The 12,570-nt window shown below is 71.0% G+C and carries 13 protein-coding genes; 9 read left to right on the top strand and 4 right to left on the bottom strand.

Going from position 1 to position 12,570, the window contains the following annotated elements; genetic code table 11:
- Positions 1-65 precede the first annotated feature (65 nt).
- Positions 66-638: a hypothetical protein gene (locus tag YU1_RS31840; protein WP_051356599.1), complete on the top strand. Its 573-nt coding sequence runs from the start codon at positions 66-68 to the stop codon at positions 636-638.
- Positions 639-721: 83 nt separating this feature from the next.
- Here YU1_RS31840 and YU1_RS28400 read toward each other — a convergent pair whose 3' ends face one another.
- Positions 722-1,327: an SH3 domain-containing protein gene (locus YU1_RS28400; protein ID WP_084539740.1), complete on the bottom strand. Its 606-nt coding sequence runs from the start codon at positions 1,325-1,327 to the stop codon at positions 722-724.
- A gap of 240 nt (positions 1,328-1,567) precedes the next feature.
- Here YU1_RS28400 and YU1_RS0107430 point away from each other — a divergent pair, with 240 nt between their 5' ends.
- From YU1_RS0107430 to YU1_RS0107395, 8 genes are all read left to right on the top strand, one after another.
- Positions 1,568-2,365, top strand: coding sequence for an IclR family transcriptional regulator (locus YU1_RS0107430; RefSeq protein ID WP_156921997.1), 798 nt, complete (start codon positions 1,568-1,570; stop codon positions 2,363-2,365).
- Entirely contained in the window at positions 2,365-3,891 is a 1,527-nt protein-coding gene (locus tag YU1_RS0107425) for a class I adenylate-forming enzyme family protein (RefSeq protein WP_029003536.1), read from the top strand. The genes YU1_RS0107430 and YU1_RS0107425 overlap by 1 nt, the downstream gene beginning before the upstream one ends.
- Positions 3,888-4,682, top strand: coding sequence for a citryl-CoA lyase (locus tag YU1_RS0107420; RefSeq protein WP_198018858.1), 795 nt, complete (start codon positions 3,888-3,890; stop codon positions 4,680-4,682). Before YU1_RS0107425 ends, YU1_RS0107420 begins: the two co-directional genes overlap by 4 nt.
- Positions 4,683-4,685: 3 nt before the next feature.
- Positions 4,686-5,399, top strand: a complete 714-nt coding sequence (locus YU1_RS0107415) for an SDR family NAD(P)-dependent oxidoreductase (protein ID WP_029003534.1) — start codon at positions 4,686-4,688, stop codon at positions 5,397-5,399.
- A gap of 42 nt (positions 5,400-5,441) precedes the next feature.
- Positions 5,442-6,455, top strand: coding sequence for a Bug family tripartite tricarboxylate transporter substrate binding protein (locus YU1_RS0107410; protein ID WP_051356598.1), 1,014 nt, complete (start codon positions 5,442-5,444; stop codon positions 6,453-6,455).
- Between the two features lie 111 nt (positions 6,456-6,566).
- Positions 6,567-7,031 carry a tripartite tricarboxylate transporter TctB family protein gene (locus YU1_RS0107405; protein ID WP_035714371.1) on the top strand — a complete coding sequence of 155 codons (465 nt, stop codon included), beginning with the start codon at positions 6,567-6,569 and terminating at the stop codon, positions 7,029-7,031.
- Positions 7,031-8,539 carry a tripartite tricarboxylate transporter permease gene (locus tag YU1_RS0107400; protein ID WP_029003531.1) on the top strand — a complete coding sequence of 503 codons (1,509 nt, stop codon included), beginning with the start codon at positions 7,031-7,033 and terminating at the stop codon, positions 8,537-8,539. Before YU1_RS0107405 ends, YU1_RS0107400 begins: the two co-directional genes overlap by 1 nt.
- Positions 8,539-9,447 (top strand): SDR family NAD(P)-dependent oxidoreductase, encoded by a 909-nt coding sequence (locus YU1_RS0107395; RefSeq protein WP_051356597.1) that lies wholly within the window; start codon positions 8,539-8,541, stop codon positions 9,445-9,447. The genes YU1_RS0107400 and YU1_RS0107395 overlap by 1 nt, the downstream gene beginning before the upstream one ends.
- A gap of 282 nt (positions 9,448-9,729) precedes the next feature.
- Here the strand turns inward: YU1_RS0107395 and YU1_RS0107390 are convergent, their stop codons facing one another.
- From YU1_RS0107390 to YU1_RS0107380, 3 genes are all read right to left on the bottom strand, one after another.
- The gene (locus YU1_RS0107390) at positions 9,730-11,247 is read right to left on the bottom strand and encodes a multicopper oxidase family protein (protein WP_029003529.1); all 1,518 of its coding nucleotides are present in this window, start codon (positions 11,245-11,247) and stop codon (positions 9,730-9,732) included.
- Positions 11,248-11,353: 106 nt separating this feature from the next.
- On the bottom strand, positions 11,354-11,797 hold the full coding sequence (locus YU1_RS0107385) for a hypothetical protein (protein WP_029003528.1): 444 nt from the start codon (positions 11,795-11,797) through the stop codon (positions 11,354-11,356).
- A gap of 83 nt (positions 11,798-11,880) precedes the next feature.
- Entirely contained in the window at positions 11,881-12,426 is a 546-nt protein-coding gene (locus YU1_RS0107380; protein WP_029003527.1) for a winged helix DNA-binding protein, read from the bottom strand.
- Positions 12,427-12,570 lie beyond the last annotated feature (144 nt).

Raw genomic sequence — 12,570 nt, 5'->3', positions numbered from 1 at the left:
TTGACCAACCGGCGCAAAGTCGCGCCGCTAGCGTGCGGTCGTCCCATCTCAACAAGGACGACATCATGAAGAAAAACCTCGTCGCCGCTTCCCTGGTCTGCGCCGCCGTGGCGGGTCTCGCCGCCGCCCTTCCGGCCCGCGGCGAGACCCCGGCCGCCCCGCCCCAGCAGGGCGCGGCCCCGCTCGACGCCTGCGCCATGGGCCCGGCCATGGACGCCTCCGCGCTCGGTTCGTTCGATCCGGCGCGGGCGCGGCTGATCGTCGGCGCCCTGCTGGCGGCGCAGGAGACCGCCATCGGCATCACCCCGGCGCAGCTGCCCGCGTGGCGGGCCTATACGGTGGCGGTCATCGGCCTGCTGCCCACCGGCGAGCGGCTGGCGCAGTGGCAGGAGCAGCAGGCCAAGGAGCCGCGCAAGCCCTTCGCCGTGCCCGAGGCTATCGCCGACGCCATCCTTGCCAAGGCCGACCGCGCCCGCAAGCTGAAGGAGGCGGTGACCGCGCTGCGCGCCGCCCTCACCCCGGAACAGCTCAAGCTGGCCGAGCTGCCGCAGGAGCGGCTGATGGGCCACCTTGGCGACCTGATCGCCGCCCGCCAGTCGGCCATGGCCGCGCCGCCTCCCGGCTGCGGCACCTACTGAGCATCGCATCACCGAACCGCGCGAACCAAGACGCCCGGCGCTCCCTGTGGAGCGCCGGGCGTTTCCGTGTCAGAGGCGGCGCCTCAGCGCTCGAAGCTGCGGGTGCGGGTGGCGACCCCGCCGTTGGGGCCGACCGTGGTCCGGGTGGAGGAGCACTCGCCGCCGCCGCACTGGCGCACCTGGGCGGTCGAGCCGCCATAATAGCCGGTGGTGGCGCGCACGCCGGTGCAGGTGCCGCCGCCGCAGCTCACCGCTGCCCCGTGCGCGGTGGCGCGCGGTGCGCCGTAGGGCGGATAGGCGCCCCAGCGGCCGTACCAGGGATAGGCGGTGTAGTAGCGGTCCCAATAGGTGCGGTCGAAGCCCACCACCACCACGCCCACCCGGGGCGCCACCGGGGCGCTGAGCACCACCGGTGCGCCCTGGTAGACCACCTGGATGTAGGCGGCGGCGACCCAGCCCCGGTAGGGGCCGTAGCTGATGTCGCACCAGCTGTATCCGGCGACGCAGCCATAGGTGACGATGGGCGCCGCCGCCGGCACCACGGTGACCGCCGGATAGGCGGTGGACGGGCCGGCCCTGAGATTCACATTGCTCACCGCCACGGCGCCGGTGGCGGCGGCGGCCGCGCCGGCGCCGGCCGTGCTCGCGCAGGCGGCCAGGATCGCGGCGGCAACGCTCGTCTTCCACATGATGAACACCCTTTCTGTCTCCCGGCGCGCGCCTCGGCGGGCGCGACCGCGCGGGACCGGGCTCACTCAACGACAGGGGGTTTGCGGGGGTGATGCAGCCATGTTGCGATTTGTATCGCCGCGCGGGCGGCTTCTCGTCAGGCGAGAAACATAATTTCGGCGGGCGGAAAAAACGATGGACAGTCGCGCCATCTTTTTTATTTTCGACGGCAACGATAATGAAGCACCAGGGAGCGCCCTTTGCCGACAAGGGCAGAAAAGCCGTCCGCCGACGGCAATAGATCCTCACTCTCCAAGGCCCTCTCGCTCATGGTGATTATCGCCGAGCGGGGACAAAACGGAATGACCTTGAGCGCCGCCGCGAAGCGGGCGGATATTCATGTGGCGACCGCGCATCGTCTTCTGACATCTTTGGTCGAGGAAGACTTTCTCAATTTCGATCCTTACACCAAGCGCTATTGCCTGGGGTTGATGCCCTACGAGATCGTCACCCGCGCCGGCCACGATCTGGAGTTCCTGGTGCTGCGCAAGACGCTGCATCCGATCCTGGAGCGGGCGCAGGCGGAGGTCAGCGGCATCGTCTGCATGTCGGTGGAATCGCGCGGCGAGGCCCTGTGCGTCGACCTGGTGGAGGGCCAGTCGGACATCTTGGTCAACACGCTGAAGGTGGGCGCCCGCCGTCCGCTCGGCGCCGGCGCCGCCAGCCTCGCCTTGCTGGCGGTGCGCGGCGAGGCCGAGCGCGAGGCGATCATCCGCAAGGAGAGCGAGCGCTACCTGAAATACGGCCGCCTCACCGCCGACATCGTCCGCGCCGCCTGCGCCAGCCTCGCGCGGGACGGCTTCGTGCTCAATGACGCGGTGATCATTCCCGACATCGGCGCCGTCGCCGTTCCCGTGTTCGCGCAGGGCGCCGTCGTCTGCGCCGTCTCGGTCACCAACACCATCTCGCGCCTGTATCCCGAGCGGCGGCGGGAGATCGCGCGGGTGCTGACGCAAGCGGTCCGCGCGGCCGGCTTTCAAACCCTGGATGTGGCCTGATGTATCCTATCGACCTGTTCTACCGCCAAGCCGCCCGCGCCCCGGAGCGCATCGCCGTGGAGTTCGGCGCCGAGCGCTGCACCTATGGCGAGCTGCTGGCCCGCACCTGCGCCCTCGCCGCCGGCCTGCAATCGCTCGATCCCGCACCGGGCTCGCGCGTCGGCATCTGCTGCTTCAACCATGTGGAGCACCTGGTGGCGTGGCTGGCGGTGATCGCCGCCGGCAAGGTCTGGGTGCCGCTCTATCCCAAGAACAAGGCGGCCGAGATCGGCCAGGGCATCGACTTCACCCAGATGAGCCTGGTGATCGTGGATGCCCATTCCCGCCATCTCGTGGAGGGCGCCGGGGCGCAGGTCCTCGTCGCCGACCCTGACGGCGGCGCCGGCACCACCGGCGCGCTCGCCCGCGCCCATGCGGGCGCGGCCCCCCGCCCGCACCTGCTGCCGCTCTCCGACACCCAGGCCATCAAGTTCACCGGCGGGACCACCGGCAAGCCGAAGGGCGTGATGCAGCCCTACCGCGCCTGGAACACCAACATCGCCACCCAGGTGCTGGCCTGGGGGCTCAAGGAAGGCGACCGCATGCTGGCGGCCGCGCCCATCACCCACGGCACCTCCACCTACATCCTGCCGACGCTGGGCACCGGCGGCACGCTGGTGCTGCTGGACCAGCCGCGCCCGGAGGACACCCTGCGCTGCCTCGCCGAGGAGCGCATCGCCACCACCTTCCTGCCGCCCACCGTCATCTACATGATGATGCAGCTGCCCGCCGCCCGCGCCGCCAATTACGACCACCTGCGCAACCTGGTCTACGGCTCCGCCCCCATGCGCCCGGACGCCATCGCCGAGGCCCAGTCGGTGTTCGGCCCGCGCATCGCCTCCACCTACGGCCAGACCGAGGCGCCGCAGATCGCCACCATGATCTCGGCCCAGGAGATGACCCGGCCGGAGCTGCGCGCCTCGGTCGGCCGCGAGACCATCCTCACCCGCGTCGCCATCATGGATCAGGCGGGCCAAGTGCTGCCGCAGGGCGAATATGGCGAGATCGTCATCCGCGGCGACCTGGTGATGAGCGGCTACTGGCGCCAGCCGGACAAGACCGCCGAGACCCTGATCGACGGCTGGCTGCACACCGGCGACCTCGGCCAGTTCGACGCCGACGGCTTCCTCTACATCAAGGGCCGGGCCAAGGACCTGATCATCACCGGCGGCTTCAACGTCTATCCCATCGATGTCGAGCCGGTGATCGCCCAGCACGCGGCGGTGGCCGATTGCGCCGTGTTCGGCGTGCCCGACGACAAATGGGGCGAGTCGGTGCACGCGGCGGTGGAGCTGCGCGACGGCGCGCAGGCCGACCCGGACGAGATCATCCGCTTCGTCAAGGACAAGCTGGGCTCGGTGAAGGCGCCCAAGTCGGTCGCATTCTACGAGCGCCTGCCGCGCAACAACTACGGAAAGCTGCAGAAGCAGGTGCTGGTGGACGACCATATCGCCCACGCATCCGCCAAGGAGGACGCCCGCTCATGAACGCCAACACCCCCAAGACATCCGGCATGAAGACGCCCACCACGGCGCTCAGCCACCACACCACGGACGCCATCTTCTACCGCGAGAAGGATCTGGTGGCGGACATATTGAAACCCGGCTCATCGCCGGATTTCGTCAGCGAGGCCATGGCCCACATCCTCGGCCGGGAAATCTCGGACGGCGAGCGGCGGGTGATGAACGCCATCCTCATCACCATGATGGAGCACGGCCTCACCCCCAGCGCCATCGCCACCCGCTCCATCTACATGAGCGCGCCGGAGAACCTCCAGGGCGCGGTCGCCGCCGGCCTGATGGCGGTGGGCAGCCAGTTCGTCGGCACGGTGGAGAACAACGCCCGCCTGCTCGACAAGATCGCCGCCGCGCCGGAGGCCGGGCAGCGGGCACTGGCCGAGGAGATCGTCGCCGACCACAAGGCCCGCCGCGCCCACCTGCCCGGCTTCGGCCACCATTTGCACCGGCCGGACGATCCGCGCGCCATCCGCCTGTTGGAGATCGGCGCCGAGAACGGCCTGGCCGGGCGCCATGTGGCCGCGCTCCGCCTGCTGGCGCAGGTGGTGGACGAAAAGGCCGGCAAGCACATCACCATCAACGCCACCGGCGCGGTCTCGGCGCTGCTGGGCGAGATGGGCATTCCGGTGGAGCTGATGCGCGGCTTCTCCGTGCTCGGCCGCACCGCCGGGCTGGTGGCCCACATCGCCGAGGAGCAGCAGCGCCCCGCCGGCCGCTTCATCTGGGATCTGGTCGATACGACCATCCCCTACGAGGCCTGAGCCGTGGGCGACTTCGCGCTGGTGACCGGGGGCAGCCGCAACATCGGCGGCGCCATCTCCCGCCGCCTCTCCGAGGACGGCTTCCGCGTCATCGTGCTGGACATCGTCCCGCCCGAGCACGACGACCTGGAGCTGTTCCTCCAGGTGGACCTGTCCGACGCCACGGCCACCGCCGGGGCGCTGGCGCAGGCGGCGGGCGGGCGCGCGGTCACGCGCCTCGTCAACAATGCCGGCATCGTGCAGCCGGCGAGCCTGGAGGACACCACGCCCGGCAGCCTGGACCAGGTGGCGGCGATCAACCTCAAGGCGCCGATCCTGTGCGCGCAGGCGGTGCTGCCGGCGATGAAGGCGGCCGGGCGCGGCCGCATCGTCAACATCTCCAGCCGCGCCGCGCTGGGCAAGGAGCTGCGCACCGCCTACGCCGCGACGAAGGCCGGCCTGCACGGCATGACCCGCACCTGGGCGCTGGAACTGGGCGCCCACGGCATCACCGTCAACGCGGTCGGCCCCGGCCCGATCCGCACCAGCCTGTTCGAGGCGGTGAACCCGGCCGGCTCCCCGCGCACCCGGGCCATCATCGACAAGGTGCCCGTCGGCCGCCTCGGCACCCCCGAGGACGTGGCCGAGGCGGTCGCCTTCTTCGCCTCGGACCGCGCCGGCTTCGTCACCGGCCAAGTGCTCTACGTGTGCGGGGGCATGACCATCGGCGCCGCCTGACCAACCAACGCAAAAAACAAGATCGACCCACGGGAGGAAACCATGTTCCGACGCATCAAGACCGCCTTCGCCGCGGCGCTCGCCGCCGGCCTCACGCTCGGTTCCGGCCTCACGCTCGGCGCCGGTGGCGCCGCCGCCGAGACCGCCTGGCCCCTGCGCAACATCACTATCATCGTGCCCTATTCGGCCGGCGGCGCCACCGACATCCTCGCCCGCAAGGTGGCCGAAGGGCTGACCACGATCCTCGGCAAGACGGTGATCGTCGACAACCGGCCCGGCGCCGGCGCGACGCTGGGCACCACGCTGGCGGCCAATGCCAAGCCGGACGGCTACACGCTGTTCCTCGGCCAGGTCTCCTCCCACGGCATCGCGCCCAACCTCTACACCACGCTGAAGTACGACCCGGTCAAGAGCTTCGTCCCGATCGTCTATCTGGACGCCATTCCCAATATTCTGGTGGTCAACAAGAACCTGCCGGTCAACACGGTGGATGAGCTGATCGCCTATGCCAAGGCCAATCCCGACAAGCTGAACTACGCCTCCTCGGGCATTGGCGCCTCCACCCATTTGTCGGGCGAGATGTTCAAGGCCAAGACCGGCATCCAGATGACGCACATCCCCTTCCCGGGCAGCGCGCAGGCCATCACCTCCGTCATCGGCGGCCAGACCCAGCTGATGTTCGACAACATGCCTTCGGCCTACCAGTACGTGCTGAGCGGCGACCTCAAGGCGCTCGCCATCACCACGCTCCAGCGCTCGCCCTTGGCGCCGAACATCCCCACCGTGGCGGAGGCGGCCAAGAGCGTCGACCTGTCGACGTTCGAGGCCACCTCCTGGTTCGGCCTGTTCGCGCCCGCCGGGACGCCGAAGGAGGTGGTCGCGCGCGTCAACGCCGCCACCAACGAGCTGCTGAAGAAGCCGGAGATGATCAAGTTCCTGCACGACAGCGGCGCCGTGGTCGGCGGCGGCACGCCGGAGGAGCTCGCCCGCCACGTGGACGCCGAGCTGGCGAAGTGGAAGGGCGTGATCGACCAGGCGGGCGTGCCCAAGCAGTAGCGCCGTCCCCGGCTGGTCCCGTCCCCGGCTCATCGCCGGCACCTCCCGTCCGCGCGGCGCCCGCACCCGCGCGGACCCACCGGCCCGCCTCCTCAGACCGGAAGCCTCATCATGACGCCATTCGGCATCAAGCACTCAAGCCAGGACATCATCGCCGGCGCCATCTTCCTCGCCTCCGGCCTCGCCGGGGTGTTCGGCAGCTTTTCCTATCCCATGGGCACGGCGCTCCAGATGGGGCCGGGCTATTTCCCCGCCGTGGTGTTCGGCGTGCTGGCCGCGCTCGGCGCCGCCATCCTGCTGAAGGGCCTGCTGGTCGCCGGGCCGGGCATCACCGGCTGGGCGTGGCGCCCGTTCGCGCTGGTGCTCGGCGGCCTCGTCCTGTTCGCCCTGGTCGCCCAGACGCTCGGCTTCATCCTGTCGTGCATGGCCCTGGTGCTGGTCGCCACCGCCGCCGTGCCCGGCCTGACGCTTCGCTCGCGCCTTGTCCTCGCGCTCGTCCTCGCCGGCTTCTGCTGGGTGGTGTTCCTGCTCGGGCTCGGCATCCTCATCCCCACATGGCCGGACCTCACGCCATGATCGATCTGTTCGGAAACATCGCCATGGGGCTCGGCGTCGCCGTGCAGCCCATGAATCTGGCCTTCTGCTTCATCGGCGCGCTGCTCGGCACGCTGATCGGGGTGCTGCCCGGCGTCGGCCCCACCGCCACCATGGCGCTGCTGCTGCCGCTCACCTTCGGGCTACCCACGGAAGCCTCCATCATCATGCTGGCGGGCATCTATTACGGCGCCCAGTACGGCGGCTCCACCACCGCCATCCTGCTGAACCTGCCGGGCGAGACCTCCAGCGTGGTCACCACGCTGGACGGCCACCAGATGGCCAAGCAGGGCCGCGCCGGCGCCGCGCTCGCCATCGCCGCCATCGGCTCGCTGTTCGGCGGCAGCGTGGCGACCCTGGTGCTCGCCGCCTTCGGCCCGATCATGACGCGGGCCGCGCTGTCGTTCGAGGCGGCGGACTATTTCTCGCTGATCCTGTTCGGCCTGCTGGTGTCCATCGTGCTGGCCCACGGCTCGGTGCTCAAATCGGTGACCATGGTGGCGGCGGGCATCGCCCTCGGCACCATCGGCGTGGACATCAACACCGGGCAGTTCCGCTTCACCTTCGGCCTGATGCAGCTGGCGGAGGGCATCAATTTCGTGCCCCTCGCCATGGGCCTGTTCGGCGTGGCGGAGATCCTGCGCAACCTGGAGAACCGGGGCGCGGACGTGGGCACCGTGCGGCCGCTCTCCAGCCTGTGGCCGACCCGCGACGACATGCGGCGCTCCTGGCCCGCCGTCCTGCGCGGCACCGCCGTCGGCAGCCTGCTGGGCGTGCTGCCCGGTGGCGGCGCGACGCTCGCCTCCTTCGCCTCCTACAGCCTGGAGAAGAAGGTGGCGGCCAATCCGAGCCGCTTCGGCAAGGGCGCCATCGAGGGCGTGGCGGGGCCGGAGACCGCGAACAACGCGGCGGCGCAGACCTCCTTCGTGCCGCTGCTCACCCTCGGCCTGCCCACCAACGCGGTGATGGCGCTGCTGGTGGGCGCCTTCATCATCCAGGGCGTCCAGCCCGGCCCGATGATGCTGAAGCAGCAGCCGGCGCTGTTCTGGGGGCTGATCTCCTCCATGTGGATCGGCAACCTGATGCTGGTGATCATCAACCTGCCGCTCATCGGCCTGTGGGTGAAGCTCTTGCGGGTGCGCTACGAATACCTGTTCCCGGCGGTGCTGCTGTTCTGCGCCATCGGCGCCTACAGCCTCAACAACTCCGGCTTCGACGTGCTGGTGATGGTGGCGTTCGGCGCCATCGGCTACCTGCTGATCAAGCTGGGCTGCGAGCCGGCGCCGCTGCTGCTGGGCTTCGTGCTGGGGCCGATGCTGGAGGAGAACCTGCGCCGGGCGCTGATGCTCTCGCGCGGCAGCCTGCTCACCTTTGTCGAGCGGCCGATCAGCCTGACCATCCTCATCGCGCTGGCCGTCACCCTGGTGATGCTGGCCCTGCCCTCCCTGCGCCGCAAGCGCGACGTCGCCTTCGCGGAGGAGGAAAGCTGATGCATCCGCGCACATATGAAGCGCCCGGCGCCGCCCATGCGGGCGGCCGGGCGCGGGATCTGGACGGCCGCGTCGCCGTCGTGCTGGGCGGCGGCTCCATCGGGCCGGGCTGGGGCATCGGCAAGGCGGTGTCGCTGCTGTTCGCCCAGGCCGGCGCCACCGTGGTGGTGGCCGACCGCGACCTCGCCTCGGCGCAGGAGACCTGCCGCCTCCTCGCCCAGGAGACGGGCGGCGAGGAGACGGGCGCCCAGGAGACCGGCCAAGAGACCGGGGCCGCCGCCACGGCGGTCGCCCTCGACGTGACCGACGACGCCGCCCTGGCCGGGGCGCTCGACGGGGTGCTCGCCCGGCATGGGCGGATCGACGTGCTCTATTTCAACGTCGGCATCGGCAAGGCGGGGCCCTCCGAGGCGACCTCGCCGGCCGACTGGCGCCGCATCTGCGACGCCAACCTCACCGCCTTGCACCTGGCCGCCGCCACCGTGCTGCCGGCCATGCGGGCGCGGGGGCGCGGCGTCATCCTCGCCACCTCCTCCATCGCCGGGCTGCGGGACGTGGGCTATCCCCACCTCGCCTACGGCACCACCAAGGCGGCCGTCATCCAGTACCTGCGGCTGCTGGCGGTGGAGAACGCGCCCTACGGCATCCGCGCCAACACCATCATCCCCGGCCTCATCGACACGCCGCGCATCGAGAAGACGGTGGCCGGCGCCTATGGCGCGGCGGATCTCGACCGGATGAAGGCGCTGCGCGCCGGCCAATGCCCGCTGGGGCGGATGGGCACCGCCTTCGATGTCGCCGAGGCGGCCCTGTTCCTGGCCTCCGACCGCGCCGCCTACATCACCGGCACCGAGCTGCTGGTGGACGGGGGCCTCGCCGCCACCACCCGCCAGCCCGCCGCCGGCTGAGCCCCCCTCCCGTCGTCCGTCCGCCGGTCGCCGGCCGGGCGGCGGGAGGGGGAGATCATCCGTCAAGGTAACTGGAAACCACCGCCGCGCGACATGTGTCGAACGGTTCGCGGCGGCGGGGGAAGTGGCGCGTTCATCGCATCGGCGCGGCGGCCGTTCCGCCGCGCCCCGCGCCGGAAAATCCCGCCGGCACCGGCCCTTGGCGGGGCCGGGCCGGTGTCGCGAGACACGGTGTCGCGTTCGGGTAAGTCCGCGTCCAAAGCCGGGTCCCGACCCGGCGCCTCAGCCGACGCCCTCATAGGCCACGAACGACATCATGCCCGCCGCCATGTGGTAGAGGTGGTGGCAATGGAAGGCCCAGCGGCCCGGGTTGTCGGTGTCGAAGGCGATGGTCACGGCGCTCATGGGCGGCATCGCCACGGTGTCCCGCACCGCCCCGGACAGCCGCCGCCCATTGATCTCGACCACCTGAAAATGATGCCCGTGCAAGTGCATAGGGTGCATCATCATCGAGGCGTTGCGCATGGCGATCTCCACCCGCTGGCCCCGCCGCACGGCCAGCGGCGCGCCATCCCCGATGCTCCAGTCATAGCCCGCCATATTGCCCGACAGCGCGACCTGGAAGCGCTGGTCCGCCGTCCGGGCCGGCAGCGGCGCGAGGGGCCGCAGCGCCTGCTCGAGCGCCAGGTCGATCACCGGCCCAGCCGCCTCGCCCGCGGCCGGAAGCCGGGCGACCGCCGCCCCGGGCGTCGCCAGGATGACGCCCGTGCGCTCCGGCGCGCCCTCCCGCAAAGCGAGCAGGGGAAAGGCCCCGCCCGCCTGCGGCAGGGCGAAGCGCACATCCAGCCGCTGCCCCATGGCGATGGGAAAGCGCCGTCCCCGCACCGGCGCCACCGGCTGGCCGTCCACGGCGATCAGCTCGCCCTCGAGCCCGGCGCTGTCCAGCGTGAAGGCGGTGGCGGTCGCCCCGTTGATGAGGCGCAGCCGCACCCGCCCGCCCCGCTCCACCCGCACCACCTGCGGGTCGTCCAGCGTGCGGTCGTTGGCGAGATAGGCATCGAACGCGATGTCGTTGAGATCCATGCCGCCCCCCGCGCCATGCCCCATCGCCCCGTGCGACATGCCCGCCATGGGCATGGACGACATGGGCATGGACATGCCGCCCATGGAGCCGTGGTTCTTCGACGCCAGATCCATGGAAGCCTGGCCCATGGCGCCGTGGTTCATGGCGCCGGGGCTCACGGCGCCCTGTCCGCCGCCGCGCAGGCGCGCCAGCAGTTCCTCGGCGGGGGTGAAGGAGAAGTCGTGCAGCAGCACCACCACCTCCTGCTCGTCGGCCGCCTGGTCCTGCGCCGTGCGCACGATCAGCGGGGCGGCGAGCAGCGCCTGCTCCTGCAAGGTGTGGGCGTGCATCCAATGGGTGCCGCCGGGACCGGCCGGAAAGTCATACTGGCGGGTTTCCCCCGGGGCGAGCAGCGGCGCGGGCATGTCCGGCACGCCATCCTGCGCCCAGGGCGGGGTCAGGCCGTGCCAGTGCACCAGGGTCGGCGCGTCGGCGGCGTTGGACAGCGCGACACGGAAGGCCTCGCCGGCATTCAGCGTCAGGCCGGGCGTGCCGTCGGGCCGGGCGAGGCCGAAGACGGAAGCCGCCTTGCCGTTCACCTCGAGGGTGCGGCGGGTGACGGCGAGCGGCATGGGCGACGGGGCGGCCGGCGGCACGGCCTGTGCCCATGCGGATTCGAGCGACGGCAAGGCCACGCCAGCGGCGAGCGCGCCCAGGATCAGTTCACGGCGGTTCATGGAATGTCCTCTTGACCAAAGCGCCCGGCGCTCTCTGGAGCCTGCCGGGCATGAGCCGAAGCCTCCCGCGCGCCGGACGGCGCCGCGGGAGAGCGGGATCGAATGATCAGGCGGCTTTGGGTGGCGCGCGCGGCGGGGCCAGGACGATGCCCGCCGGAAGCGGCGTGGCGCCGAGGGCGATGGCGGCGGGATCCGCCACCATGCGGACGGCCAGGGGCGCGGCCGGCACCTGCGCGAGGCAGGCGGGGCAGCCCGTATGGCAGCAGGGCTGGGCATGGTCATGCCCGGCGGACCCATGGCCCGCATCCGCCGCGCGGGCCGCATCGCCATGCAGGTGGGTCTCATGCGCGGACGGCACATCCGGCGCGGCATGGGGATGAGGAACGGCGGAAGCCATCATATGGGCGGCAACCGGAACGTCGCCGCACGTCATGGCCGGGGCGGGACGCGTACCGACGGCCACCAGCAGGACAAGCGCCAGCAGCGCCGGAAGCCGGGCGGCCTTCCGGAGCAACGCCATCATGCCGGACGTCGAGTGCAGGGGCGCCATGCCCAGGGGTCCCGTTGCCATCGGGCCATAACGTCCCACGAAAGCGGCGGTTTGGCGACGGCGCCTTCCGCCTCAGGCCGTCCCTAGAGGCTGGCGGCGGAACGGGCCGCCTGATCGTAATGGCCCGACAGGGCGCGCAGGACGGCGGCGATCTCGGACAGCTTGTCCGGCGCGATTCCGGTCGCCGCCACTGCCGTGGACAGGAGCGCCTCGCGCACCTCGCGATAGCGGGCGCACGCCTTCTTGCCGGTGACGGTGGCGCTCAGCGTCTTCTCCTTGCCCCGCCGCCCGCCGGACACCAGGCCCAGCGCCTGGAGCTTCTTGGCGGCATAGGTGACGAGATGGGTGTCCTCCACATCAAGCACGAGGCACAGATCGGCGATGGTCTTCGGCCGGTCGCGATGCACCACATGATGCAGCACCTGGACGTCCAGAGCCGACAGATCGGGAATGCCGGCGGCGGCCATGCAGCGGACCATCCACCGCCCGTAGGCATGGGAGATCATGTTGAGGCCGAACTCCACCTCGGAGAGCGCCGGCAGGGCGCCTTCGGCCAGATGCGCGGAGGAGACGATGGAACCCAACCCCGACAGGGGCTTGGCGATGTCCTCGTGCGAACGCTTGGTCATGACGGGCTCCCGGCGTCCACCGGTTCATGCCGGCCGCGGAAAGATAGCACCGCCGCCGATCGAATGCGGAACGGCGGACGTTTCCGCAGGGCCGGCCGCTGGCGGCCGGCCCTGGCTTAAAGACGGTGCGGATGGTCGATACCG

Origin of the sequence: Azorhizobium doebereinerae UFLA1-100 (genome assembly GCF_000473085.1) — a bacterium.
Taxonomy (GTDB): Bacteria; Pseudomonadota; Alphaproteobacteria; order Rhizobiales; family Xanthobacteraceae; genus Azorhizobium; species Azorhizobium doebereinerae.
This window is presented reverse-complemented; position numbering and strand designations above follow the sequence as displayed.